This window comes from Halomonas sp. H10-59 (assembly GCF_040070555.1).
GTDB lineage: Bacteria > Pseudomonadota > Gammaproteobacteria > Pseudomonadales > Halomonadaceae > Halomonas > Halomonas litopenaei.
On sequence record NZ_CP098828.1, the window covers coordinates 205,960 to 231,517 of the forward strand.

At 63.8% G+C, this 25,558-nt stretch carries 24 protein-coding genes and 1 other RNA gene; 7 read left to right on the top strand and 18 right to left on the bottom strand.

All coding sequences use genetic code 11. From position 1 onward, the window contains the following. Positions 1-4 precede the first annotated feature (4 nt). Positions 5-883: a hypothetical protein gene (locus NFG57_RS00945; RefSeq protein ID WP_348815162.1), complete on the top strand. Its 879-nt coding sequence runs from the start codon at positions 5-7 to the stop codon at positions 881-883. A gap of 9 nt (positions 884-892) precedes the next feature. On the opposite strand, the gene NFG57_RS00950 is transcribed toward NFG57_RS00945, so the two are convergent. From NFG57_RS00950 to NFG57_RS00970, 5 genes are all read right to left on the bottom strand, one after another. Beyond that, positions 893-1,669 (bottom strand): M15 family metallopeptidase, encoded by a 777-nt coding sequence (locus tag NFG57_RS00950; protein ID WP_348815163.1) that lies wholly within the window; start codon positions 1,667-1,669, stop codon positions 893-895. 7 nt (positions 1,670-1,676) lie between these two features. Next, the gene (locus tag NFG57_RS00955; protein ID WP_348815164.1) at positions 1,677-2,954 is read right to left on the bottom strand and encodes a TRAP transporter large permease; all 1,278 of its coding nucleotides are present in this window, start codon (positions 2,952-2,954) and stop codon (positions 1,677-1,679) included. Further along, on the bottom strand, positions 2,951-3,454 hold the full coding sequence (locus NFG57_RS00960) for a TRAP transporter small permease (RefSeq protein WP_045993166.1): 504 nt from the start codon (positions 3,452-3,454) through the stop codon (positions 2,951-2,953). Before NFG57_RS00960 ends, NFG57_RS00955 begins: the two co-directional genes overlap by 4 nt. Before the next feature lie 236 nt (positions 3,455-3,690). After that, positions 3,691-4,725: a TRAP transporter substrate-binding protein DctP gene (gene dctP, locus NFG57_RS00965; protein ID WP_348815165.1), complete on the bottom strand. Its 1,035-nt coding sequence runs from the start codon at positions 4,723-4,725 to the stop codon at positions 3,691-3,693. Between the two features lie 117 nt (positions 4,726-4,842). Beyond that, positions 4,843-5,781: a LysR family transcriptional regulator gene (locus tag NFG57_RS00970; RefSeq protein WP_045993168.1), complete on the bottom strand. Its 939-nt coding sequence runs from the start codon at positions 5,779-5,781 to the stop codon at positions 4,843-4,845. A 137-nt stretch (positions 5,782-5,918) separates the two neighbouring features. Between NFG57_RS00970 and NFG57_RS00975 the strand changes: the two genes are divergently transcribed. Continuing rightward, a complete protein-coding gene (locus tag NFG57_RS00975) occupies positions 5,919-6,707 on the top strand; it encodes a transporter substrate-binding domain-containing protein (protein ID WP_045993169.1) in 789 nt (262 codons plus the stop codon). A 163-nt stretch (positions 6,708-6,870) separates the two neighbouring features. On the opposite strand, the gene NFG57_RS00980 is transcribed toward NFG57_RS00975, so the two are convergent. From NFG57_RS00980 to NFG57_RS01005, 6 genes are all read right to left on the bottom strand, one after another. Continuing rightward, the gene (locus tag NFG57_RS00980) at positions 6,871-8,016 is read right to left on the bottom strand and encodes a metal ABC transporter permease (protein WP_348815166.1); all 1,146 of its coding nucleotides are present in this window, start codon (positions 8,014-8,016) and stop codon (positions 6,871-6,873) included. Further along, positions 8,013-9,161: a metal ABC transporter permease gene (locus NFG57_RS00985; protein ID WP_045993171.1), complete on the bottom strand. Its 1,149-nt coding sequence runs from the start codon at positions 9,159-9,161 to the stop codon at positions 8,013-8,015. The genes NFG57_RS00980 and NFG57_RS00985 overlap by 4 nt, the downstream gene beginning before the upstream one ends. After that, positions 9,158-9,994, bottom strand: a complete 837-nt coding sequence (locus NFG57_RS00990; protein WP_045993172.1) for a metal ABC transporter ATP-binding protein — start codon at positions 9,992-9,994, stop codon at positions 9,158-9,160. Before NFG57_RS00990 ends, NFG57_RS00985 begins: the two co-directional genes overlap by 4 nt. A 55-nt stretch (positions 9,995-10,049) precedes the next feature. After that, positions 10,050-11,057 carry a zinc ABC transporter substrate-binding protein gene (locus NFG57_RS00995; protein WP_348815167.1) on the bottom strand — a complete coding sequence of 336 codons (1,008 nt, stop codon included), beginning with the start codon at positions 11,055-11,057 and terminating at the stop codon, positions 10,050-10,052. A 263-nt stretch (positions 11,058-11,320) separates the two neighbouring features. Beyond that, the gene (gene mntR, locus NFG57_RS01000; RefSeq protein ID WP_045993173.1) at positions 11,321-11,767 is read right to left on the bottom strand and encodes a manganese-binding transcriptional regulator MntR; all 447 of its coding nucleotides are present in this window, start codon (positions 11,765-11,767) and stop codon (positions 11,321-11,323) included. A gap of 155 nt (positions 11,768-11,922) precedes the next feature. After that, positions 11,923-14,442 (bottom strand): EAL domain-containing protein, encoded by a 2,520-nt coding sequence (locus tag NFG57_RS01005; RefSeq protein ID WP_045993174.1) that lies wholly within the window; start codon positions 14,440-14,442, stop codon positions 11,923-11,925. Positions 14,443-15,240: 798 nt separating this feature from the next. Between NFG57_RS01005 and NFG57_RS01010 the strand changes: the two genes are divergently transcribed. Then, positions 15,241-15,705 carry an HPP family protein gene (locus NFG57_RS01010; RefSeq protein ID WP_308812437.1) on the top strand — a complete coding sequence of 155 codons (465 nt, stop codon included), beginning with the start codon at positions 15,241-15,243 and terminating at the stop codon, positions 15,703-15,705. 42 nt (positions 15,706-15,747) lie between these two features. On the opposite strand, the gene NFG57_RS01015 is transcribed toward NFG57_RS01010, so the two are convergent. From NFG57_RS01015 to NFG57_RS01025, 3 genes are all read right to left on the bottom strand, one after another. Continuing rightward, positions 15,748-17,145, bottom strand: a complete 1,398-nt coding sequence (locus tag NFG57_RS01015; RefSeq protein ID WP_348816152.1) for an ATP-binding protein — start codon at positions 17,143-17,145, stop codon at positions 15,748-15,750. Further along, positions 17,145-17,819: a response regulator transcription factor gene (locus NFG57_RS01020; protein ID WP_213227374.1), complete on the bottom strand. Its 675-nt coding sequence runs from the start codon at positions 17,817-17,819 to the stop codon at positions 17,145-17,147. Before NFG57_RS01020 ends, NFG57_RS01015 begins: the two co-directional genes overlap by 1 nt. A gap of 109 nt (positions 17,820-17,928) precedes the next feature. After that, positions 17,929-18,117, bottom strand: a complete 189-nt coding sequence (locus NFG57_RS01025; RefSeq protein ID WP_108131823.1) for a DUF3008 family protein — start codon at positions 18,115-18,117, stop codon at positions 17,929-17,931. A 612-nt stretch (positions 18,118-18,729) separates the two neighbouring features. On the opposite strand from NFG57_RS01025, the gene thpD reads away from it, so the two are divergent. Beyond that, on the top strand, positions 18,730-19,656 hold the full coding sequence (gene thpD, locus NFG57_RS01030; RefSeq protein WP_213227508.1) for an ectoine hydroxylase: 927 nt from the start codon (positions 18,730-18,732) through the stop codon (positions 19,654-19,656). 503 nt (positions 19,657-20,159) lie between these two features. Here the strand turns inward: thpD and ssrA are convergent. Together ssrA and smpB are read right to left on the bottom strand one after the other, a co-directional pair. Further along, positions 20,160-20,539, bottom strand: a transfer-messenger RNA (tmRNA) gene (gene ssrA / locus NFG57_RS01035). A 54-nt stretch (positions 20,540-20,593) separates the two neighbouring features. Beyond that, entirely contained in the window at positions 20,594-21,085 is a 492-nt protein-coding gene (gene smpB, locus NFG57_RS01040) for an SsrA-binding protein SmpB (protein ID WP_045992293.1), read from the bottom strand. 221 nt (positions 21,086-21,306) lie between these two features. On the opposite strand from smpB, the gene NFG57_RS01045 reads away from it, so the two are divergent. Together NFG57_RS01045 and NFG57_RS01050 are read left to right on the top strand one after the other, a co-directional pair. Beyond that, complete coding sequence (locus NFG57_RS01045) at positions 21,307-21,741, top strand: type II toxin-antitoxin system RatA family toxin (RefSeq protein ID WP_045992292.1); 435 nt, start codon at positions 21,307-21,309, stop codon at positions 21,739-21,741. 88 nt (positions 21,742-21,829) lie between these two features. Beyond that, positions 21,830-22,129: an RnfH family protein gene (locus tag NFG57_RS01050; protein ID WP_045992291.1), complete on the top strand. Its 300-nt coding sequence runs from the start codon at positions 21,830-21,832 to the stop codon at positions 22,127-22,129. A 148-nt stretch (positions 22,130-22,277) separates the two neighbouring features. Here the strand turns inward: NFG57_RS01050 and NFG57_RS01055 are convergent, their stop codons facing one another. Next, the gene (locus tag NFG57_RS01055; protein ID WP_045992301.1) at positions 22,278-22,733 is read right to left on the bottom strand and encodes an outer membrane protein assembly factor BamE; all 456 of its coding nucleotides are present in this window, start codon (positions 22,731-22,733) and stop codon (positions 22,278-22,280) included. 72 nt (positions 22,734-22,805) lie between these two features. Here NFG57_RS01055 and fur point away from each other — a divergent pair, with 72 nt between their 5' ends. Next, positions 22,806-23,252: a ferric iron uptake transcriptional regulator gene (gene fur, locus NFG57_RS01060; RefSeq protein ID WP_045992290.1), complete on the top strand. Its 447-nt coding sequence runs from the start codon at positions 22,806-22,808 to the stop codon at positions 23,250-23,252. A 236-nt stretch (positions 23,253-23,488) separates the two neighbouring features. On the opposite strand, the gene recN is transcribed toward fur, so the two are convergent. Continuing rightward, positions 23,489-25,162, bottom strand: coding sequence for a DNA repair protein RecN (gene recN, locus NFG57_RS01065; RefSeq protein WP_348815168.1), 1,674 nt, complete (start codon positions 25,160-25,162; stop codon positions 23,489-23,491). Positions 25,163-25,558 lie beyond the last annotated feature (396 nt).

A 25,558-nucleotide genomic window follows, 5' to 3' on the forward strand; every position in this document is an offset into this window, starting at 1 on the left:
GGCATTGAAGCCGACCGACTACGCGGTGCTTTCGCGTATCGCCCGGGAGCTGAAAGCTGCCCGAATGGTGGAGCGCAAGCGCTCGCTGAAGGCGATCGTAGCGATCGAGGCGTTCTGCGACGCGCAGGACATCAGACTCGATGACTATCGCCGGGGGGCTACGCTGCGCTTTGACCGGCGCCTGCTTGAAGCCATCGACTCCACGCTTCAGGAGCTGGGCCACCGGCCCATCGACGCCACCACCCGTGGGCGCACCACCCGAGAGCAGGCCGTGAACGGCTTGGACGAGGACAAGGCCAACCGCGCAGCACCCCGCCAGGCCAGGGTGCTGGTCAGCGCCCCGGCCTCGACAACGCCGGCCTGGCTGGCCACCACCCCGCGAGAGATTCGCGACCTGGACTGGCGCGACCTCACCCTGGCCGCCTTCGACGCCCTGGTGCAGGTAGAAAACCTGGACAGCTTCTATGAGCTGGATGGCACCCTGGGGGCGCTGGGCGAGGTCGTCGCCCCGCTGGTGGTCTATCGTGGCGACACCCTCTATCGCCAGGGGTTTGATGCACTGGCGGCGGCCTGGGGCGAGTGTTTCCACGACCAGCGGCCGCATCTGTATCTCGGGGACTTCGACGCCGCCGGTATCGCCATCGCCCTGGCGAGTGGCGCCAGCCACCTGCTGCTGCCGTCGCTTGCGACCCTCAATCACAAGGCCAGCGGGCTGCACCAGCCCGCCGAGCAGATGCCTCACCAGGTGGCGCTCAGGCGCCATCGCGAGCGACTGGCCGCCGCGCATCCCCTGCGCGACTACCTCGCGCTGATCCTCGATCAGCAGCGCGGCCTGCGCCAGCAGTGGTTTGCTGGCCCCCTCGAGGCCGTGGCGCTGCGCTGAGTCATTTCCCTAGAGCTGACGCCGCCAGCGATTCTCGATGGTGTCGAGTTCCGCCGGGCCGTACAGCGCCTGGGAGTGGCCGCCGTAGTGCGCCCATAGCTGGTCGCCGAAGTCGAAGTGCCACCACTCGCTGGGCAGGTTGGTGAAGCCCTGGGCGGCCATGGTGTGGTAGAGCAGGCGGCGATTGTCGCGGACCTCACGTTCGGTCGCGCTGGGGGCCTCCTTGGCTTCGTAGAAGGCCGTGTGGGAGGCCGGTATCGCCTCGTCGAACAGCGTACCCATGGGCAGCGGCAGGCCGTCTTCATCGCACAGGGTCACGTCGACCGCGCCACCGCTCAAGTGCGGACTGGGGCCGGTCGGGCTGGTGCTCGGCTCTGCGACGAACTCCCGGGTGCGCTCGAGCAGTTCATCTTCGGCGATATCGGGGTGATTGCCGCGAATCGCTTCCATCAAGGTCTCGAACAGGTACTGCTGGACCCGCCAGGGACGCCAGCCGTCGAGCACGATCAAACCGACGCCCTGGGGCAGCGAGCGGGCCGCGGCGAGCACCCGGCGGTAGACGCCTTCGCGCACGTAGCACTCGTTGATCGCCCCGGGAATGCCGAGGCGGGCGTAGGCCGGAAATACCTTCACCGGCACCGGTGCCAGGCTCATCGGCACCAGCGGCTCGTCGAGCCCCTGGATGGCAATCTGGCGTAGCTGCGACCAGGCTGGCTCCGACGCGAGGGGGATCGGTGTGTGGCGCGGATCGCGGCAGGCATCACGAGAAGAGCGATCTTGGGTCATGGTTGCCTCATCCCAGGGTGGTCGGGAGCCACAGGGTCAGTGACGGCACCAGGATCAGTGCCACCAGGACCAGCAGGGCGATGACCACGAAGGGCCAGATGGTGCGAAACAGCGCGGTGATCTCGAGCCGGCTGACGGCGGCGGCGACAAAGACGCAGGCACCCATGGGCGGCGTGATCAGCGCGATGGTGATATTGAGGGTGATGATGATGCCCAGATGGACCGGGTCGATACCCGCCATCATTGCCACCGGGGCAAAGATCGGCGTCAGCAGCATCAGTGCCGAGACTTCCTCCATGAACATGCCGGTGATGAAGGTGATCAGGCTCAGCAGCAGCAGGATGACCACCGGGTTGTCGACGTAGGGGGTCAGCAGTTCGACGAACTGGTTGGGTACCTGGGCGTAGGACAACAGCCAGCTCACCGTACTGGAAGCGGCCATGATCACGAAGATGGCGCCGGTCAGGCGGGTGGTGTCCACGCAGGCCCGCCACAGCCCGGCCAGGCTCAGGTTGCCGGCAAGCACGCCGTAGAGCGCCACATAGGCGACGGTCAGCGCACCCGATTCGGTCGGTGTGACCAGTCCCATGACGATGCCGGCGACGATCAGGAAGGGCGCCATCAGCGCGGGCAGCGCCCCTAGGGCGGCGATGCCCAGCTGGCGTGCCCCGGGCCAGCCGTCGCCCTTGGGCAGGCCCTTGCGCCTGGCGTAGACGGCGTTCATGCCCATAAAGGCGGCGCCCAGCAGCAGCCCGGGGATGACGCCTGCCAGAAACAGGTCACCCACCGAGGTATTGGTCAGCGAGGCGTACAGAATCATGAAGATGCTGGGAGGGATGATCGGCCCGATCAGCGAGCTGCCGGCGGTGAGGCCGGCGGCAAAGGCGGTGGAGTAGCCTTCCTTGCGCATGGCCGGTACCAGCAGCGAGCCCAGCGCCGAGGTGTCGGCGACCGCCGAGCCGTTGACGCCAGCGAAGAACACGCTGGAGACCACATTGACGTGGCCCATGCCGCCGCGCAGGTGGCCCACCAGCAGACGCGCCAGCGCCATCAGTCGGTCGGTCAGTTTCGAGGCGTTCATCAGGTTGCCGGCGAGGATGAACAGCGGGATGGCCATCAGCGAGAAGGCGTCGATGCCGCCGAAGAACTGCTGGGGCATCATGCGCGGGATCATCGACAGGTCGACGAAGGCAAAACCGACCACGGCGGTGGCCAGCAGCGAGATGAAAAGCGGCAGGCCAAGCAGCACATGGATGATAAACACTGCCAGCATGGCGAGGGTCATGAGTGCGGCTCCTCGGTGTCCAGGGTGGGCAGCGGGTGGGGCCCGTGGCACAGCGCCATCAGCGCCAGCAGGGCGAAGCCGATGGGTACGGACATCACCGGTACCGCGCGGCTGATGCCAAGCCCCTGGCTCTGGAAGATGGCCACCGACTGGGCGTACTGGAAGCTGAACCAGGCACCACCGATGGCCAGCACCAGGGTCAACAGCCACTGGTACCAGGACAGCAGCCTGCTGGCCAGGCGCGGAATCAGCCGCTCGATCAGGGCGACACGCATATGGCCGCCCTCGATCCAGACGCTGCCAAGCGCCAGCATTACCGCGCCGATGATCAGGTAGCGGGCCAGCTCATCGGTCCAGATCGGCGCGCCGCCGGCCAGGTAGCGCGCGAGCACGCCGTAGAGCATGGCGAGCAGGTCGATCACCAGCAGGGCGCTGGCGACCCATAGCGATAGTCGCCGCAGGGCCATCAGCGGCGGAGAGTGGGCAAGTGACCAGGACATGGGCAAAGGCTTCCACGGCAGGGGTGAAGATCGGCGAAGCGCCCTCGGGCAGCATCCAATCGAGGATTATCCGGAGATTGAGGCTTTCCAGCGACCGGGCTTTAGTGAAAAGTCCCAGTGTAGAGGGGCTCAAGGCAGCCGCGCTCTGGGCAGCGCCTGGTTGACGGGTATGGCCACCAGGCGCTTGCTTGGGCTGTCTGGCTCAGGCCCGTCAGGGCCCGAGCACGGTCTAGCGGTTATTCGCCGCTGAGCTCGACGCCAGCGTCATCCAGGGCCATGTCGATGTAGCGCTGCTCGATGTTCTGGTCCTTGAGCCACTCCAGATAGGCCGGCTGGCCCTGCTGGCGGAAGGCCTCGAGCTGCTCGGCGCTGGGACGGATGACCTCCATGCCCTGCTCCTCGAGGTAGGCGATGCGCTCGTCGACCTTGGCCTGGTTGTGCTCACGGGCCAGTTGGTTGGCCTCGGCCACCGCCTCGCGGAAGGCCGCCTGGGTCTCTTCATCCCAGCCGTTGATCATGCTGGCGTTGCCCACCAGGAACTGATCGGAGTACTGGATGTTGGCCAGCGTCAGGTAGTCCTGCACCTCGTACAGGCTGCCCAGGATGATGTACATCGGCGGGTTCATCTGGCCGTCGGCGACACCGGTCTTCAGCGCCATGTAGACCTCGGTCCAGGGGATCGGGGTGCCGGAGGCGCCAAAGGCTTCGTACAGGGCCACCTGACTCGGGTCCATGGCGCGGAAGCGCAGGCCCTCGAAGTCGGCCGGCTCGGCGATCGGAGTCTTGTCGTTGGTGAAGGCCAGGAAGCCGCCTTCCTCGACCACCGCCAGCAGCTCAAGCCCGGCGCGGCCCTCGAGATCGTCCTTCACCGCCTGCCAGTAGGCGCCTTCGTCGAAGAAGCTGCGGGCGTCATCGAAATCCTTGAACAGGAAGGGGATGGCGCTGACGAATACCTCGGGAACGATCGGCGACATGCCGGCGAAGGAGGCGATGTTAAGGCTCGGCGAGGCCATGGTCTGCTCCATGCGCTCCTGCTCTTCACCCAGCATGCTGTTGGGGTAGAGCTTGAGCTCGAGCTCACCGTCGGTCTTTTCTTCCACCAGTTCCTTGAGGTTGGTGGCGAAGACGTGGACGGCGTTCTTGTCCGGATCGGGGGCGCCGTTGTAGCTCAGGTTGACGGTGGTGGCGGCCAGTGCCGAAGCGGCCGACAGGCTCAGCGCCGCAGCGGTGGACAGGGCGGCGACCAGGGGAAGGGGGCGAAACAGGCTCATGGGACTCTCCGGTGTTGTCGTGTTGTTGTAAAACGGCATCGTTGCAAGTCGATATCGAGACTAGGCGTTGTCGCGTTGACTAATCAAACCCTATGGCGTTGATCTTCAGGCAACGCCTCAGTAGCGGCAAGCTGCCTTGACGCGAGGGGCGTCATCCTGAAAGAAGCGCATGCCTCGTCTGAGATGGGACAGGCACGCCTCGGCGGCCACCGAGAGCGGGCGATCCTGGCGGCTGACGATCTGGGCGCGGGCACCATTGAGCACCGGATGGGCCAGCGGCAACACCCGGATCAGCCCCTGCTCGATATCGTCGGCAACGGTCAGTTCCGGCATGAAGGTGACACCGATCCCGGAGCGCACGAAGTTCTTCAGCACCGCCACCGAATTGGTGTGCAGCCGTGAGGTCAGATGCAGGCGCTCCTGGTGGGCCACCTGGTCGACCATCTGGCGCATGCCGAAGGGGTTGTCCATCAGCGCCAGCGGCCAGTCGCTGATCTCGTAGAGGGTCAGCGGCGTCTGGCGCCGCGTCAGCGGGTGGTCGGCGGGTACGATCAGGTCCAGCGGGTGGCGGCGCTCGACATGGCAGTGCAGCGTCGGGTCCACCGGTGGGGCATACAGCAGCGCCAGGTCCACCTCGCGATCGCGGATCAGGGCCATGGCCTCGTTGACGCCGGCCATCACCACCACGATGTCGATGCCCGGGTGGGCGGTCATGAAGGTCTGCAGCGGGGCGTTGATCAGATCGGCGATGAAGCCTTCGCCCACCGCCAGACGAACCTCCCCGCTGTTCAGGCTCTGCAGGGCGTTGAGCCGCGACAGGGTGGCGCTCTCGGCGTCGCACTGGGCGCGATGGTGGTCGACCAGCAGGCGCCCGGCTTCGGTCAGCGAGACGCCGTCGGGGTGGCGGGTCAGCAGGGGCGTCGCCAGTTCTTCTTCCTGGCGCCGGATCAGTCGGCTGATGGCCGAGACGTCCACATTGAGGTGGACCGCGGCGGCGCGCAGCGAGCCACGGCGCTGCACTTCACACAGATAGGCCAGGGCACGGCCGTTGAGCATCGGAATTCCTTGGTCGTGGTGGGGCGGTGTCTGTCATTGTCCTGCAAGTGGCTTGGCGGCGCAGGCGGAGAGTGGCAGACTCATCAGGCCCAAAAGGCATAGATCAATAACCATAACGCAAAAAAGGAATCTCACGGATGCGATCGTTTTCCCGCCCCCTGCTGCTTGGCGCCCTGATCGGGCTTTCCGCCCTTGCTTCCACCACCGTTCAGGCGGATGAGCCACTCAAGCTGGGGGTGGATATCCCGTTCGAGCCCTTCGAGTATCGTCTTCCCGATGGCACCCTTGCCGGTTTCGAGGTGGAACTCGGGGAAGAGGTGTGCCGGCGCATCCAGCGTCAGTGCGAGTGGGTCGAGCAGAGCTGGGACGGCATCATCCCGGGGCTGATGGCGCGCAAGTACGACGCCATCATGTCATCGATGGCGATCACCGAGGAGCGCAGACAGCAGGTGCTGTTCTCCGAACCCTACTACTCCAATCCCAGCGTGTGGGTGACCCTTCGCGACCAGCAGATCGACCCCGACGATCGCGACAGCCTCGAAGGCCTGACGGTGGGCGTGCAGCGCGGCACCATCCGCGACCGCTTCATCACCGACACCTATGGCGACATCATGGAGGTTCGTCGCTACGCCACCGCCGAGGACCTGGCGCTGGACGTCAAGACCGGACGCCTGGACAGCGCCTTCATGTACTACCCGCTGGCGCTGGCCAATCTGCAGGTGGACGAGGCCGACAGCGAGGTGGTGGTCAGCTCCGAGTTGATCCGTGAGCCCAAGTCGTACTTCGGCCATGGTGTAGCGGTGGCCTTCCGTCCCCGCGACAAGGAGCTCGCCGAGCAGTTCAACCAGGCCCTGGCCGAGATCAAGGAAGACGGCACCTACGACGAGCTGATGCACAAGTACGTGGACTACGACATCAAGATCTGAGGATGTTGGGTCCTGGCTCTACTTGCGTCAGATTCAGGTGAAGGTGATTTGATGTCGGTAGCTGGACCACAGGAACACGAAAAGGGCGGCCATTGGCCGCCCTTTTTGTTGCGCTAGCTGGGCTTATGTCGTTGCCAGAGGCGTATCCGGGTCCGCGCGGTGCTCAGGCCCCGGTCTCGGCCTTGGCGCCGGGCTCGAGTATCTCCCGGGCCAGGTTGCGTCCGGCCTGGGTCAGGTGCAGACGCTCGCCCTCCTGGACGACCAGATGGCGCTGGCGCGAGCGCTCCACCACCCGCTCGGCACGGGCGGGGTCCCACATCAGGTGATCACGCAGCGCCATGGTGACGTTTTCTACCGCCTTCTCCGGGCCGTCCTCGTGGTGATAGAGGTGCACCATCAGGGTACGGCTCTCGTTCAGCTCACGCTGGCGGCGACGTTCGAGCCATAGAGCGAAGACGCCGTAGCGCGGGCCGAGGAGGAAGGCCAGGGCGAGGAAGACGCCGGTCATCACTGCCATCATGCCGCCGATGGAGACGTCCCAGGCCACCGCCAGGTAGTAGCCCGAGACGCTGGAGGCGGCGGCGATCAGCGAGGCGTAGACGAAGATCTTCCACAGCCGGTCGGTGAGCAGGTAGGCCGCCGAGGGCGGCACGATGACAAAGGCCACGAACAGCACCGCGCCCACAGCGTCGAAGGCGGCCACCGCGGTGCCGCTGGTCAACAGCAGCAGCGCATAGAACAGCGCGGTAGGAGCGAAGCCCAGCGCCTTGGCCAGGGCGCTGTCGAAGGTGGCGAGCTTCAGCTCCTTGTAGAAGGCCGCCACGAAGGCCAGGTTCAGCGCCGTCATGGCCCCCATGGAGACCAGCGCCCGGGGCACCTCGACACCGCCGATAGGCAGGGTGTCGAGCCACACGAAGCCGATCTCGCCGAGCAGCACGGTGTGGGCATCGATGTGCACGTCGCTGGCGTAGAGGTTGATCAGCAGGACCCCGAGGGAAAACAGCACCGGGAACACCAGACCGATGGCGGCGTCCTTCTTGACCTTCTGGGTCGACACCAGCAGCTCGGTAAGAAACACCGTGAAGATGCCGGTGAGCGCCGCACCGATGATCTGCAGCGGGCCGCTGGCCTGGTGGGTCAGCAACCACACCACCACGATGCCGAAGACGATGGAGTGTCCGATGGCGTCGGACAGCATGCTGGTGCCGCGCAGTACCAGAAAGGTCCCGACCAGGCTGGAGGCGATGCCGACGAGGGCGCCGACCAGCATGATCATCAGCGGAATATTGTTGAACAGCGATGCCATCATGCGCGGCCTCCCCGGCCCAGGTCATCGAGGATGCGTTCGGCCTCGCGACAGCCTTCCGGCGTCAGTACCCAGCGCTTGTGGTCACCGGGTTCGTGGGACGGCGGGGTCTGCTGGGTGATCAGGCCACGGGCGGTCAAGCGCTCCAGCGCGCGCCGGCTGTCGGTGCCCAGGTAGGCGTCCACCATGCGTTTCTCGGAGCGATACTGGCGATCGGCGTGGTGGCTGGCGAGCTGGTAGAGGGTGGTGAGCACCCTCTGGTGACGTAGCTGGCGCCGATCACGCTGAAGCTTGAGGATTTCCCACACAAAGCCCCGGTGAGGCGCAAACAGCAGCGATACCAGCACCACGCTGGACAGGCTCAGGATGATCAGCGGCCCGGTGGCGAGCCCCGGACCGAGGGCACTGATCAAGGCGCCGGTGACGCCACCGACGATACCGAACAGCGCCGACAGCATGACCATGGTCTCCAGTTTGTTGGCCCACTGACGCGCCGCCACCGCCGGGGCGATGACCATGGCTGCCATCAGCACCACGCCGACCATCTGCAGGCCGACCACCACGGCCAGGGCGATCATCACTGTCATCAAGGCCTCGAGCAGTGTGACCGGCAGGCCCTGGGTGGCAGCGAATTCGGCGTCGAAGGACACCAGCTTGAATTCCTTCCACAGCCCACCGACCAGCACCAGCGCCACGCCGCTGACGCCGGCCATGATCCACAGGTCGCTGCGCAGGGTGGCGGCGGCCTGGCCGAACAGGAAGGCGTCGAGCCCCCCCTGGGATGCGTTGCCGGTGCCCTGGATATAGGTCAACAGCACCACCCCTATGGCGAAGAACACGCTGAGCGAGATGCCCAGGGCAGCGTCGGTCTTGAGCCGGCTCATGCGGGTCAGCAGCAGCATCACCAGCGCCGCCAAGGAGCCTGTGAACAGCGCGCCGGCAAGGATGCTGCCCATCTCGCGGCCCCCGGCGATGATGAAGCCCAGGCAGACACCGGGTAGCGCCGCGTGGGACAGGGTATCGCCGAGCAGGCTCTGCTTGCGCAGCACCGCGAAACAGCCGAGCACGCCGCTGACCAGACCCAGCATCGCCGCGCCCATCACCACGTTTTGCAGGGTGTAGTCGCCGAGCAGGGCGTTCAGGCTCATCTCGGCACCTCTTCGCGACTTTCCTGCGGGCGCGCCTCGGGGCGCTGGCCGGCGAGCTCGCGCTCGGCGGGAATGGCGCCGGTGACATCGTCGAGCAGGGCGATCTGGCCGCCGTAGGCGCGGCGCAGGTTGTCGGCGGTATAGACGTCGTTGACCGGCCCCTGGGCGATCACTCGCACGTTGAGCATCAGCATCCAGTCGAAGTAGCTGCGCACCGTCTGCAGGTCGTGGTGGACCACGATCACCGTCTTGCCCTGGTCCCGCAGCCTGCGCAGGATGTCGACGATGGCGCGTTCGGTGGTGGCGTCGACACCGGCCATGGGCTCATCGAGGAAGTAGACGTCGGCCTTCTGAACCAGCGCCCGGGCCAGGAACACCCGCTGCTGCTGGCCGCCGGACAGCTGGCTGATCTGGCGATCGGCAAAGCCGTCCATGCCGACCATCTCCAGCGCCTGCATGGCCTCGTGTCGCTCGCGGCGGCCGGGCCGCCTGAGCCAGCCCAGCCGGCCGTAGAGGCCCATGCCGACCACGTCCTGTGCGGTGGTGGGAAAGTCCCAGTCCACCGTGGAGCGCTGGGGCACGTAGCCGACCCGCCGCCGCGCCTGGCGGTAGGGGCGCCCATGCAGGGTGACGTGGCCGGCGACGCTGGGCACCAGGCCGAGGATGCTCTTGATCAAGGTGCTCTTGCCGGCGCCGTTGGGGCCGACGATGGCGGCCATGACACCGGGCGGTACGTCGAAATCGATGTCCCACAGCACCGGCTTGCCATGGTAGCTGACCGTCAGGTCCTCCACGTGGAGGGCCAGGTCGGGTTCGTGGAGCTGCTCGCTCATGGTGTGGCTCCTGTCGACCTCGCGGTGGCGTTCAAGCGCTGCGGGGTGGTGGTGTTCACTGGTCGGCGTCCTGGCTGGCGGAGGCGATCTGCGCCGCGAGGGCCTCAGGCAAGGGAGCGGGCTGACCGCCCAGGGCGCTGACGATATGCTCGGTGTTGCTCTTGAGCATGCCGATGTAGGTGCCCTCCAGGGTGCCCTTGGCGCCCATGGCGTCGGAATAGAGCTGACCGCCGATCTCGACCCGGTGGTCCTGATCGGCGGCGGCGTCGATCACCGCCTGGACGGTGCGCGGATTGATGGTGCTCTCGACGAACATGGCGGGAACGCCACGCTCGACCACCAGCTCGGCCATGCGGCGAATATCGGCCACGCCGGTCTCGGTGGCGGTGGATAGCCCCTGGATGCCGGCCACCTCGATGCTGTAGGCGCGTCCGTAGTAGCCGAAGGCGTCGTGGGCGGTCACCAGGATGCGCTGCTCGGCCGGGATGCTGTCGATGCTGGCCTGAATCCAGTCATCGAGTTCGGCCAGTGACGCCTGGTAGGCCTCGGCGCGCTGCTGCATGGCCTCGGCACAGTGCGGACGCTGCTCTCCCAGCAGTTCAGCGATGACCGGAACGTTCCGGGCCCAGAGTCCTGCATCCATCCACAGGTGGGGGTCGACGCCATAGGCGTCCTGGGTGTGGATAAGTTGGTCGTCGCCGACGGCCTGTTCACTTACCGCGGCGGTGGGCTTGATCCGGGAAAATCGATCGAACACCTTGCCGAGCTGGCCCTCCAGTGAAAAGCCGCTGTAGAGGATCAGCTCGGCCTTATCGAGATCGTGCACGTCGCGGGCGCTGGCCTGGTACAGGTGGGGATCGATCCCCGGCCCCATCATGGTGTTGACCGCGACGCAGTCGCCGCCCACCTGCTCGACCAGATCGCCGAGCATGCCGACGGTGACGACCACATCCAGCGGCGCCTGCGTCTTCGCGGCGTCGGATTGGGCGTGAACCTGGGGGGTGGTCAGAGCGGCCAGCGAGGCCAGGGTCAGCAGGGCCGAAGCCGGGGCTGAACGACGCATGAACAGGGCTCCTCGGGGCAAGAACGACGCGCAAGCAGCACCGAAGTGCTATTTGGCTATCATTTATAGACGTGGCTAAGTTTTGGCGCCTAAGGCCCCTCGCGTCAAGCGTAGAGCGCTAATCGAGGTGATCGAGTCAGGCTATTCGCGCGTTGGAGCGCACCGACAGGCCCACTAGCCTGGAGGTGGCCAGGGGCTGGCTGAGGGCTGGCATAGTGTTGGCAGAGGGGGGGCACGGAGCCTGATGGGCTCCGGCGATGGCGTCAGCGTTTCAGAAAGCGTTCGAAGGCGGCCAGGGTCTCGGCGCTGACATGGTGCTCGATGCCTTCGGCGTCGACCCGCGCGGTTTCGGGATTGATGCCCAGCTTGATCAGGAAGGCTTCGACGATCTGGTGTCGTTCGCGGCTGGCATCGGCCAGGGCCTTGCCCTTGTCGGTCAGGAAGATGCCGCGGTAGGGGCGCTTGATGATCAGGCCCTCGTCATCGAGACGCTTTAGCATCTTGGCGACGGTGGGCTGGGCGACGCCCAGGCGGCGGGCGATATCGGTCTGGCGCGCTTCACCGCCGTCGGTGATCAGATCCGAGATCAGCTCGACGTAGTCTTCGATCAGTTCGGTGCGGCGGGCGTCTCGTGCCTTGCGAAACCCCTCGACGTGGCTTTCCGGGGAAATCAGCGATGCGCGTTCGTCGTGGTTGAGGGGGTCGTTCATGGGGGATGGAGTCGCCTCGGGTCAGGGTGTCCATCTTGCCAATTGGTGGCGGTAATGCAAGTTCAGCAAAGGTGATACCTCACGTAGAGGTGTTCCGCGGGAAGAGGCGTACCCGCGTCGAGACCTTCTCGCATATGCCCATGTCAGAGAAATCGTCAGCCCTGAAGCAGTGGCATCGCCGATCCACCTGCCGGCAGTCGGCGGCGCGACGACAGGGCCAGGAATTGATGGAGGGGAAGGGGCTTCGAGTACAGGTAACCCTGGAATGAACGACAGCCCAGCTCCAGCAGCCGCTTTTGCTGCTCCACGGTTTCGACACCCTCGGCGATGACACCGAGTTGCAGGGTCTGGGCGAGGGCGATGATGGTCTGGGCGATGGGAGCCGCAGTGGGGTCATCGGTCAGATCGCGGACGAAGGCCACATCGATCTTCAGGCTGTCCAGCGGGAGGCGCTTGAGGTAGGCCAGAGAGGAGTAGCCGGTACCGAAGTCATCGATGGCGAAGCGCACCCCGAGGGTGCGCAGGTGGGTCAGGGTATCGATGACCGGATAGGCCTCACCCAGCATCAAGGACTCGGTGAGCTCCAGGGTCAGCTGGCTTGCAGGCGCCCCGGTATCCGTCAGGGCCCTCTCCACGCCGGTGACGAAGTCGGCGCGCTGGAATTCCCGGGCGCTGACGTTGACCGACAGGGTCCAGGCGCTTCTGTGGGGGTCGTGTTGCCAGTCGGCCAGCAGCTCACAGGTCTTGCGCAGCACCCAGTTGCCCAGTTCGATGATCTGGCCGGTGTCCTCGGCCAGGCTGATGAAGGCACTCGGCGAGACCAGCCCCAGCTCCGGATGCTCCCAGCGCAGCAGTACCTCTGCGCCGGTAATCGTGCCCTGGTGATCGACCTGAGGCTGCAGGTACTGGCGCAATTGCTCGCCGACGACCGCGTCCTTGAGCTGTCGCTCGAGCCTGAGTCGAGCATTCAGGCGCTCGACCATGCTGGCTTCAAAGGCGCAAGGACGCTGGGCGGCCTCGCTCTTGCTCTCGAGCAGGGCCAGGCCAGCGCGCTTGAGCAGTTCGCTGACGCCGAGGTCACCGCCACGAAACAACAGGTAGCCGCCGCTGACGCGGCAGCTGTGGCGCTCGCCGGCCAGCGAATAGTCGCCGTTCAAGGATTCCAGTACGCTGCGTGCCTTTTCCCTGGCCTGCCCCATGGCATTCTCAGGGGAGACCGAGAGACCGTCGTAGAGCAGCGCAAATTCATTGCTGCTCAGCCGCGCCAGATCGTTGGCTTGCCTGGCCCAGGGCCTGAGACGGGCCGCCAGCGCCTTGAGCAGGCGATCCCCGGTGGCCTGACCGAGGGCATCATTGATGCCCTTGAAGTTGTCGATATCCACCAGCAGCAACATGATGTGCCGGCCACTGATGTCGCTGGCCAGTTGCAGGGCGTGGATGCGCTCCTGCAGCGAGCTGCGATTGGGCAAGGTGGTCAGACCGTCGTGATAGGCCTGGTAACGGATATGCTGCTGGGCGTCATGGTGGGCGGAGGTATCGCTGAGGGTGGCGACAAAATGCCCACTTCCTTCCTCGTCGGCGCGTACACGATTGATGCTCAGGCGCGCAGGGAAGCGGCGACCTTGGCGGTGTCGGACCTCGACATCGCCGATCCAGGCGCCATTTTCTCGCAGCGAGCGCAGTACCTGGCTGCGATGCTGATCGAGCCGCAGCAGGGTGTTGAGCTTGAGCATCGAGTGGCCCTGGAGGTCGGTGTGGGGCACTCCTGTCAGGGTCTCGAAGGCGTGGTTGCACATGATCATGCGGGCACGCTGATCCAGCAGTACGACGCCATCGTGCATCGATTCGATGACATCCACCAACTGGCGGCGTGAGACCTGCATGCGCATGGCGCTGTCCTGTAGTCGCCTGTCGACAAGCACCGTGACCAGGGTGGCCACCGCAAACAGAAATGACAGCACGGCGACGGCGGTGGCCAGTAGCGAGCCGTGATGGGCCATTGGTGCCGTCGCCTGCCAGCCTGGGTCCGGCAGAAAGTACACCGCCATCATGGCCGAATAGTGCATGCTGCAGATGGCCAGGGCGGCGAAAACTGCTGCCAGCAGGCTGCCCAGGCGAATGCCCTGCACGCGGGGCAAATGTCTGGACGCATGGAAGCTGTAGATGCTGGCGATACCAAAGGGCAGCGAGATCACCAGTGACAGCAGCAAGGGAATGGGAGCGAAGCGCATGCTGGCAGGCGCCTCCATGGCTGCCATGCCGGTGTAGTGCATGGTGGCGATACCCAGCCCCAGCAGGCATCCCGCGATGATCTTGCGCGTGGTGGACAGTCCCCTGCGAGCCATCGCCGCCACGGCGATCAGGCCGGCGACCACCGCCGGCAGCAAAGAAGCCAGGGTCAGCCACAGACCATGATGGGCGGGAAAGGGCAGACGATAGGCGAGCATGCCGGTGAAGTGCATGCTCCAGATGCCTAGCCCCATCATGGTGCCACCGGCCAGCCACCAGGCCCTGCGTCGATGTTGCCATCGCGCAGAGTGAACGCGTTCGCCGACGGCCATGGCCGAATACACCGATACCAGTGCCACCAGACACGACAGGACGACGAGCCAGGGCGTGTGTACTCCTTGTATGGCCTGGGCGACCTGCGGGTAGGTAATAAAGATGGGCGGCATGGGTCGGGGTGGGTCCCTTGTAGTAAGGCCTTAAGACAACCTCTTCATTGATTAGCATGACCTGGCGCGTAGAGCAAAGGCTCCTGCCGGGCTGAGTGGTCGCCACGCCAGCATGATGGATCCGCGTTTGAGTATAGAATTGTCGGTCAATGCTTGCGTGATACAGGGCGCTATATTGTTGTCCTGGCGGTGAAAAAAGTGTAAATGCCGGCGTCTGTCTCGGGAGAAAAATTTAACCGTAAGCAGGCGATGCCAGCCGCTGAGACGGCGCCGAAGCGTGCGGCTGTCTTTAGTCGAGTCGACCCTGGTTGCCGATTCGGGCAAAGATTTTGGTCAACATCTATATGTGCGGCCTCGGGTCGTCGACCTTGTTTTACTGCTGTCTGGCGTGTGCGGTGCAGACCTCACCGGGCAATGGGGTGCGCCAACGATGCCTATGCCGAGCCGTCGCTTGGCGCAGGCGCTACCCACCGACAATTTCCGGGCGAAAGCCGTCCACAAGGATACATTGCAAGACCGGCGAAACCTCGACGGCGGTGTCGTCCGGGAGAGGCCTCGAGCCAGCATCCCGAGGCCAATTCGCAGCCTGACCAGGTTGGCGGGGAGCTGCCTGACACTATCGCTTTTGCTATAGATGCATGCCAAAAGGCTATTTCCCTCGGGATGTCACCTTTGCAAGAGTATGCGGCCCTTTTGAATGAGTCGGCAGGACAACCGGGGTGGCGGGTGGTGAAAACGTATCTGGGCAAGATGAAAGGTGGGAACGCTGAGCGTGGGCAACTGTGCTGGAAGGATGCCTTGTGGTCGTGGGTTGGCGCCTTTGTCGGCATGGCCGGCGTCGGCTGGTTGAGCCACGAATGGCTATCGACTCAGGCACTGTTGATGATCGGCTCCTTCGGTGCGACTTCTGTGCTGTTGTATTCCACCCCTGACAGCCCTCTGGCGCAGCCCCGTAATGTTCTGGGCGGCAATGTCCTGTCAGCTCTGGTCGGCGTGCTCTGCTGGCTATGGCTGGGGGATGACTGGCTGGCTGCCGCGGTCGCGGTCTCCAGTTCGATTCTGGTGATGCAGTTGACCCACACCCTGCACCCCCCAGGCGGCGCAACGGCCTTGATCGCGGTCATTGGCTCACCGGAGCTGCACGCGTTGGGGTGGGGATACGCGCTGGTACCGGTGGCGGCGGGGTGCCTGCTGCTGTTGGTGATCGCTACCCTGATCAACAATCTGGCCCGGCATCGTCGATACCCACGCCATTGGTGGTGAGGTGACGATGCGTGACGGCGTGCTGCACGGCCGGGTGGCATGTCAGCGTCGCCAGCGCAGTGTGGCGTCAAACCCTGCTGACTCACGGTTGTTCAGGCTGACTTCGACGTCCTGCTGATGAGCCAGGGCAAGCACGATGGAAAGGCCCAGACCGCTACCGGTGGTGGTGGCGTCGCTGGCGCGATGGAAGCGCTCGGTGACTCGCTCCAGGTGCGTAGCGGGAATGCCGGGGCCGCTATCGAGGATGCTTAGACGCACACCCTGGGGCTCTTCGTGAAGGATGGCTTCGATGGTGCCACCGTCTGGTGTGTAGCGCAGCGCGTTGTCCAGCAGATTGCGGATCATGATGCCAAGCTCCGTGGCATTACCCTCGACCGTGGTCGGATCTACGTGCTCCAGACGGAGTTGCTGGCCACGAGCGTCGGCCAGCGGCCAGAGCTCGGCCGCGAGGTCCAGCAGGAGCGAGCGCAGGTCTACCCTTTCTGGTGCAGCACCGGTGTGGCGATCGACCCGTGCCAGGACCAGCAGCTGCTCCACCACGCGCTGGAGTCGCTCGACGCCCTGGCGAGCCTTGGGCAGGGCGTCGCCTTCGCCTGCCAGGGCGTTGTCCAGGTGGATCTTCAGGGCTGCCAGAGGAGTGCGCAGTTCATGGGCGGCATCCGCGGTGAAGCGCCTCTCCTTTTCCAGGGTCGCTTTGAGCCGCCCGATGAAGTCGTTGAGTGAGGCCCTTAGTCCGGCCAATTCCGTCGGCACGTCCAGTTCGATGCGACTCAGGTCGGCGGAGTCTCGATGCTCCACCTGCTGCGATAGTCGCTCGATGGGGCGCAGGCCGCGCCGGATATGGCGCAGCACCAGCAACAGGCACAGCGGCATCAGCAGTAGCATGGGCCAGAGGTGATTGAGCGTAATGCGCTCGATGATGTCGAGAAAGAAGTCCCGCTCGATACCGATCTGTAGCCACAGACCACGACTCGGGTCATGCAGGGCAAAGACTCGCCAGCGAGACTCTCCCAGCGATCGCCACTCGAAACCCTGCTCACCAGGTGGCGGCATCTGGGGCTGGCGATCGACGCCTTGCCATCCAGGGCCAATCACCACCGGCTGGCCGGTCTCGGTCCACAGTCCGAAGCCCATCTTGCGCTCTTCGTGGTGATAGGTCTGGCCGGGTGCCACCGGCAGGTCATCGGACGTGCCGCTGTCGGTGTACAGGTGGGCGCTGGCCTTGCGCTGGTCCATCCATCGGGCCAGACGTTGAAAGTCGTCTGTCTCGGGTGCCTCGGGGAGCATGCTCATCAGCCCCCTGCCGGTGAAGGCGAGCTGGGCATCGAGGATCTCCTCCAGCTCGTTTTGCGAGATCAGCCAGGCGGCCACCACCGACAATAGCGCCACCATGGCAAGGGAAAGGGCCAGGGTGCGGAAAAGATAGCGATGGATCGACATCACGGGGTGATGGCCAGGAAGTCGGTATTGAGGCGATAGCCGATGCCACGCACCGTGGTGATCATCTCCTTGTGCAGCTTCTTGCGAAGATGATGAACGTGAACTTCCAGCGCGTTGGACTCGAGTTCTTCGCCCCAGCCGTAGAGCAGGCTCTCCAGGCGGGGACGCGACAGTACCTGGCCGGGATGACGGGCGAGCTCGATCAGCAGGGCGAACTCGCGACGACTCAGGGCGATACCGCGTCCCTCCCAGTCGACACAATGGCGAGCCTCATCGATGCACAGCGTGCCGACGTCGATGGTGGAACTGGCGCGACCGGCCGCTCGTCGAATCACCACGCGCAGGCGCGCCAGCAGTTCCTGGAGGTCGAAGGGCTTCAGTACATAGTCGTCTGCCCCGGCGTCCAAGCCCTGGATACGTTCTTCCACGGCGTCACGGGCGGTCAGGATCAGAACCGGCAGGGCAGTTTGCTGGCGCAGGCGTCTCAGGATCTCCAGTCCATCGCAGTCGGGCAGGCCAAGGTCGAGGATCACCACCGAGAACGCCTCCAGGGTCAGCGCCTCGAGAGCCGGCTTGCCGCAGGTGAACCAATCGACTGCATAGCCCTCTCGTTCAAGTGCGACCTTGATACCGTCCCCCAACAGAGGGTCATCCTCCACCAGTAGTGCCCGCATGGCGTCTTCTCCGTCGATCTACCCAACTGTCTCGCAGGCAGTATGGGGCGCAAAACCTTAATCTACGCTTAAGGATCGACGGGAGCCTTGATCCGACGCTGTTCTCTGCCTAGGACTGCGAATCGTGCCTGGGCTTGCCGGTACGCTCGGTCGACGCCATCTTTTCCAGTTCGTCTTCGCTCATCGAGTCGTACATCGACCGGGCGGCACCGTCGAGTTCGCTCACCTTCTGTTCACCACGCTTGGCAGCGAGGGCCGCTCCTGCCGCCATCTGCTGGGCTTTCGACTTCGCTGGCATGGTTACCTCCTTGAAGAGAAAGAAGATTGTCGTACCGGCGCTCATGGCTTGCTGTCTGGCAGGCTCAAAGGATCTTTCGACGAGAAGCCTGACCTCACCGGTTCGACCCGAATCAGTCCCAGCATAATCACTTGCCATGAACGTCTTCAACGCCAGTAGCCGCGATACCGAAACGTATCCAGAGGCGAGTGGGCGAAATCTTATGAAAGGAAGAGCGACATTCGCCAGGGAGTGTGTCGGCCTGTGTTCTTTCGTGGAGGTGTCCTTTCGCTGGAGGTTTTTGCGTTTTTGCCTGGGCATAGCGGTGCTACCTTGGCCGCCGCTGAATATGACCATCGAGATTCGAAGTAATGTGAAGAAGTGAAGTCACACGGCGTTACAACTCTTTTCAATAAGAAGTACGAAACAGCGCCCTGCTCTGGCAGCGTCTGACGGCGACGTAAAGGATTACCTTGATGACTTTCGAATTGACGTTGTTCAGACGCTATTGCAACAGCTTTGACATAAAGCGCCCATCGAGTCTTGCCCACGACAGTTCATTGGTGACTCGGCCAGGCATGGCGTCTTCGTCTTTCGTTCAGCGATTCTGCCATGACAAGGGAGCAAGCCACCATGCGAGATACACAGGATCTTTTTCCGACACGCCTGGAGCGCAAGCTGGGCATGTTCGAGCGCATCGACCCGGTCGTTCATTGCGATGAACAGCAGCGAGCGAACGGCCCCCTCAGCGAAGAAGAGCTTGATGAGTTTGATAGAAAAGGCTTTCTCTCTTTCGAGAACTTCTTCGACAAGGAGGAGATGGATGCCTTTATCCAGGAATTGCGGGAGTACGAGGAAGACGAGGACCTCAAATTGTCCGAAGGGACGGTGCTGGAGCCCGGAAAACAGGAGATCCGGTCGATCTTCGGCATACATCAAGTCTCGGATCGTTTCAGCCGTCTGACACGGGACCCGAGGCTATTGGCCATGGTGCAGCAGATACTCGGTAGCGACGTCTACATCCATCAGTCGCGTATCAACTACAAGCCCGGCTTCAAGGGGAAAGGTTTTGACTGGCACTCGGACTTCGAGACCTGGCATAGCGAAGATGGTATGCCTCGGATGCGGTCACTGAGCTGCTCGATCATCCTGACGGATAACGGTGAATTCAACGGCCCATTGATGCTGATTCCCGGGTCCCACAAGCAATTCGTTCCTTGTGTCGGACGCACCCCGGAGGACAACTACAAGGAGTCATTGAAGAGCCAGGACATCGGTGTTCCTGATGCCGCCAGCCTGAAGAAACTGATGCTGGAGAATGATATAGAGGCGCCGAAAGGCGATTCTGGCTCATTGGTGATGTTCGAGTGCAATACGCTGCACGGCTCCAATATCAATATGTCCTGCTGGCCGAGAAGCAATCTGTTCTTCGTCTATAACAGTGTCGAGAATACCCTCCACGATCCCTACTGCGGCAACAAGCCTCGCCCCGAGTTCCTGGCCACGCGCAAGGACTACAGCCCGCTCACACCTGTCGAAGGAAAGCGTCAGGAAGAGTGAGAGCCGACGCCACCTACCTCTCCGCCATCACAGGCACTGTCACGCGCTTACCTGGCCATCGTCGCTGGGGCTCGAGATCTTCCAGCAGCAAACGCCACCTTGATACACAAGGTGGCATTTTCGTCGGTGTTGGTGGAGGCGGCGGGAATCGACCCCCGGGTCTGTAGAGAGCGCCGACCTCGCCCTTGGCTCACCTTTGACCTTTGTATCTTCCGGGTACAAAAAAGCCACCTTCAGATGAGGTGGCTTTTTCGTCGGTGTTGGTGGAGGCGGCTGGGATCGAACCCCTGGGTCTGTAGAGAGCGCCGACCTCGCCCTGGGGTCGTGGACCTTGCAGACACAAAAAAACCTCCACAAGGGAGGTTCTTTCGTCGGTGTTGGTGGAGGCGGCGGGAATCGAAGCCCGGGGCTGTAGAGAGCGCCGACTTCGCCCTAGAGGCTTCTTTATCCAGGGGGCTGAAACGAAAAATGCCACCTTTGGGAAGGTGGCATCTTTCTGGTGTTGGTGGAGGCGGCGGGAATCGAACCCGCGTCCGCCGACACTCGCCCATTGGCTCTACATGCTTAGTTCCGTCATTTGATTTAACGCCTCGGGCTCCGACGGGCAGGATCCCGAAACGCGATTCCTCGAAAGTTTAGCGATTGACGAGAGGACAGCGCCAACCGCGATCTCACCTATCTTGGCTCGTAGCCCATTGGCAACGGATGAGCACGTCGCCGCCGGGTAGGACTAGAAGCTAGCAGTTTTTACGCTGCCAGCGCGCCCTGAGCGTAGTTTTCGTCGTTTGCGACTATTTAATCGTGATGTTGGATTTACGAGATACATCACGCTCTCGGCATGCACCTCAGGGGTTGTCATCAGCGTCGAAACCATGTCGCCCCCGTAACGCCCCGCCAGTGTACCAAAGATCCGGCGGTCTGTACTACATCTGACGGCTCAGGCGCGGTTTTGTTCCCGCATGACGCGGCCCTTCTGACGCTGCCAGTCGCGATCCTTCTCGGTGGCGCGCTTGTCGTGGAGCTTCTTGCCCGTCACCAGCGCCAGCTCACACTTCACCCGGCTGCCTTTCCAGTACAGCTTCAGCGGCACACAGGTGTGCCCCTTGTCCTGGGTGCGCGAGAAGATCTTGGCGATCTCCTTGCGGTGAAGCAGCAGCTTGCGCGTGCGCGTGGGGTCCGCCACCTCGTGGGTGCTGGTGGTGTTGAGCGGCATGATATGGCTGCCGAGCAACCAGGCCTCGCCGTTCTTCACCAGAATGTAGGTGTCGGTGAGCTGGGCCTTGCCGGCACGCAGGCTCTTGACCTCCCATCCCGCCAGCACCAGCCCGGCCTCGAAGGACTCGTCGATATGGTATTCGAAGCGCGCCTTCTTGTTCTGGGCGATGGTGTTGTTGCCGGGACCCTTGTCCTTTCCCTTCTTGCTGGCCATGGAACCTCTTGATGTCTGAATCGGTCGTGGAAGCGGTGTCGTAACCGATGCGGCCCGATGTGTAGCCTTCCGGGGCGACGCCAGGCGGTTGCCACGGCGGCGCTGCCCGTCGGTCCCCCTTTCGGCTGTCTCTAGTTCTGCCGGGGAAGCGTGCTACCATTTGAGGCCGAAATAACCGCTCATGATACGCCCTGGGCTTCTGGAAGTCAGCGGAGAGGTCAATGCCAACCGTCAATCGGTCCGCCATGGTGCGGCACACCCCCAAGCAGATGTTCGATCTGGTCAACGATTTCGAGCGCTATCCGGAGTTTCTGCCGGGCTGTCGTCGCGCGCGGCTGCTGGAGAAGGACGAATCGCACCTGATCGGCGAAATGACCCTGGGGCGGGCCGGCATCGAGCAGACCATCGTCACCCGAAATGACCTGCACGAGCCTGACCGTATCGAGCTGTCGCTGGTAAAGGGGCCGTTCAAGCGACTGGACGGACGCTGGAAATTCATCACCATGGGCGAGAACGTGTGCAAGGTCAGCCTGGAGATGGACTTCGAGTTCTCCAGCCGGCTGCTCGGCATGGCCTTTGGCAAGGTCTTCCAGCAGATCGCGGGCCAGCAGGTTGATGCCTTCACGCGGCGTGCCGATGAGCTCTATGGCCGCTGACAGCGCGAGACCCTCGGCTCCTCGTGTCGAGCCGGCACCCGCTGATCACTCGGCGGGGCCAGATATAAAGGAAGACGCAAGCGACGAGGTGCTTCGCGTGGAAGTGGCCTTTGCCTTGCCGCACAAGCAACGTCTTGTCGCGCTGCGCGTCGCCAAGGGCACGACCGCCAGCGAAGCGCTGGCGTTGGCCGACCTGCCGTCGCTGTTTCCCGAGCTGCCTGTGGAAACCTTCAGCGAGGCCAGTCTCGGTATCTTCGGCAAGGCGTTGAAAGAACCCTCACGGCAGATACTACGTGACGGTGATCGCGTAGAGGTCTATCGACCGTTGAAGATCGATCCCAAGGCGGCGAGGGCAGAGAGGGCGGCTCGTAGCCGCTCTTCCTCCTAGGGGCCCTGGGCGGCCGGGGCAGGTGCGTCGCCGTCTGAGCGACGGCGCTGCGCATGGAAGCGCCTAGGTGTAGAGCCCACCAGGCGTAGAACCAACCAGGGTGGCCGTTGTGGCCACCCTGATGCGTGTTCTCGCTGGCGCCAACGGCTTACTCGCGCTCGGGATCCACGGTGCGGTTGTAGATCGGCTCGATATTGGCTTCGCCCTCGGGGTTATCGTCGCCGCCGCCGCTGGTGGGGCCTACGCCGTAGCTATGCTTGCCTGCCACGTCCGGGTTCATGCTGAAGTCGCCTTCCCGGTCGATATTGACCAGGTTGTTGCCGGCGAAGGTAAGGGTGACGCGTCTTTGCATCACGTCACCGTAAGCTTCGTCGAGACGGTAGACGTAGTCCCACTGGTCGGCGCTGAACGGGGCCTCCAGCAGCGGCGAGCCCATGAGGTTGATGACCTCCTGTCGGGACATGCCGGGGCGCAGCTGTTCGACCATGCTGTTGGTCACCAGGTTGCCCTGTGCCAGGTCGCGCTTGTACACGCTGAAGTAGGTGCAGCCGCTGGTCAGCGCCAGGGCCAGTGAAAGGGTGACAATTCCGGTCAACTTTTGCATTTGCGCCTGTTCTTCACTATCGTGGGGTCGGTCGATCATACCCGACCCTACCTGATACTGCGAAGAGCAACCATGGCCGACAAGAACCATGAATTGCGCAAGGCTGGACTGAAAGTCACTCTGCCGCGCGTAAAGATCCTGCAGATCCTCGAATCTGCCACCGATCAGCACCACCTCAGCGCCGAGGATGTGTACAAGACGCTTCTCGAAGCGGGCGAAGACGTGGGCCTGGCGACGGTGTATCGCGTGCTGACTCAGTTCGAGTCGGCGGGCCTGGTGATCCGACACAATTTCGACGGTGGCCATGCGGTCTTCGAGCTCTCTCAGGAAGAGCATCACGACCATATGGTGTGCCTGGAAAGCGGTGAGATCATCGAGTTCTTCGACGAGACCATCGAGCGTCGTCAGCAGGAGATCGCCGAAGAGCACGGTTTCGAGCTCGTCGATCACGCGCTGGTCCTCTACGTCAGACCCAAGGGTTCCAAGGCGACGCGCCAGGAAGGCATCGCCAAGAAGTAACGGGTCCCTCTGCGCGTAGCGCTGAGCAAGAGCCTCTGCCCCCCCCCCCGGGGCGGAGGCTTTCTCGTGTCTGGAAGATACGATCAGCGCTGTGCGGTCAGTGGATAGACAAAAGCGCCACGTCCCCGTCAGTTGGGGGGCGTGGCGCTTGCGTTGTTGGCTCACTGTAAAATGCTGCTTTTTCTTGCGGACTGCTCGTCAGTATCGCTTTTTTGTGCTGTTTGGGTTCGCCAGGCCTAGTGGTGCGCCCGCTGGCTTGCGTCGAGCATCTCGCGGGCATGGGCCAGGGTCTGGTCCGAGAGTTTGACGCCGCCGAGCATGCGCGCCAGCTCGCCGACCCGCCCGGCTTCGTCCAGATGCGCCATGCGGGTGCGGGTGGAATCCTTGCGCGCCTTCTTCTCGATGTGCAGATGGTGGTGGGCCTGGGCGGCGACCTGGGGCAAGTGGGTCACCGTTAGTACCTGGCCACCCTGGCCCAGTCGCTTGAGCAGCTGGCCGACGATCTCGGCGGTGGCACCGGATACCCCGACGTCGACCTCATCGAACACCAGGCTGGGGATGGTGGAGTGCTGGGCGGCGATCACCTGGATGGCCAGGCTGATACGCGACAGCTCGCCACCGGAGGCTACCTTGGCCAGCGGGCGTGGCGGCTGGCCGGGGTTGGCGGCGATCAGGAAGCGCACCCGGTCCATGCCCTCTGGGGTAGCGGCATCGCGCCGACTGACGTCGACCTCGAAGCGGGCCTTGCCCATGGCCAGAAACGCCAGTTGCTGCTGGACTTCCTTGCCGAAACGCTTGGCGGCCTTGTGGCGAGCGGCGCTGACGGTCTCTGCCAGGGCACGCCATTCTGCCTTGAGGGCGTCGGCCTTCTCGGTCAGCGCCTCGAGGTCCTCGTCACCGCCCTCCAGTCCCTGAAGTTCTGCCGTCAGGCGCTGGTGCAGGGCGACGATCTCGTCGGGCAGTACATGGTGCTTGCGAGCGATGCGATGAGCCTCGCCCAGGCGCTGTTCTACCCAGGCCAGGCGCTCCGGGTCCAGCTCCACGTCGGCGACCACCTGATGCAGTTCGCGGCCGGCTTCCTCGAGCTGAATGCTGGCGTCACCGAGCAAGGCGATGGCGTTGGCCAGGGCTCCCTTGTCGCTGCCGGGCAGGGCGGCCAGGCGCTGGCTTGTCTGGTGGAGCAGGGGCAGGGCGCCGCCTTCCTCGCCATCGCAGCAGTCGAGGGCGAACTGGGTCTCCGCCAGGCGCGATTCGGCGTGGGCCAGCAGCTCCTGTTCACGTTCGAGCTGTTCGAGCTCGTCTTCGCCCAGGCCGAGTTGGTCGAGTTCTTCCACCTGATAGCGCAACAGCTGGCGACGGGCGCGGATTTCATCGCCGTCGTCGGCCAGCCGTTTCAGTTGTCGCCGGGTGGACTGCCACTCCCGATAGAGCTCGGCCAGTCGGCTCACCGATTCACGGTGGCCGGCCAGGTCGTCGAGCAGGCGCAGGTGGGTGTCCTCGGCCAGCAGGGCCTGGTGGGCGTGCTGGCCGTGGATCTCGATCAGGGTCTCGCCCAGCGACTTGAGGTCGGCGATGGTGGCTGGCTGGCCGTTGATCCAGGCCTTGGAGCGACCGCTTTTAGTGACCACGCGACGCAGCAGGCAGTCGTCATCGGGCAGTTCTCGGTTGGCAAGCCAGGCCCGGGCGTTGGGCAGATTGGCAATGTCGAAGCGCGCGCTCAGGTCGGCTCTGGACTGGCCGTGGCGCACGCTGCCGGCGTCGGCGCGTTCGCCGAGACACAGGCCCAGGGCGCCAAGCAGGATCGACTTGCCGGCGCCGGTCTCGCCGGTGATGGCAGTCATGCCGCCCTCGAGCTCGAGTTCGAGGTGGTCGACGATGGCGAAGTCCTGGATCGAGAGTTCGGTCAGCATGCGTGCCTCCTGGTGGCGTCATCGAGCGGTGCGACGGTCAGTGCAAGGGTGGCGGTCGTACAGGGCGATGGGTGCGGCAATCGCACGCGCAATCGCTAGAGCATCGATATGGCGCAATGGGTGGGGGTTGTCATTACTGTTTATCCATCCATGTGGTGTCTGTTTATACAGTAGTCCAGGCGCGCCCTCAATGCATCCTTGCGCAGCAACTTCAGTGGTTGCGGGTCAGCGCTGCGGCAAATCCTGGGCCTGCCGGGGAAAGTCTGATCAGGATCTGCGTCTTTCCCCTTGAGATTGTTGTGGCCAACCCCATATACCTCTGCAACCTCTGGTCCCCGGACCAGCCACTGTAAAGGCGGTGCTACCGCAATTGTTGGACTTCTTCAGGAGGCTGCA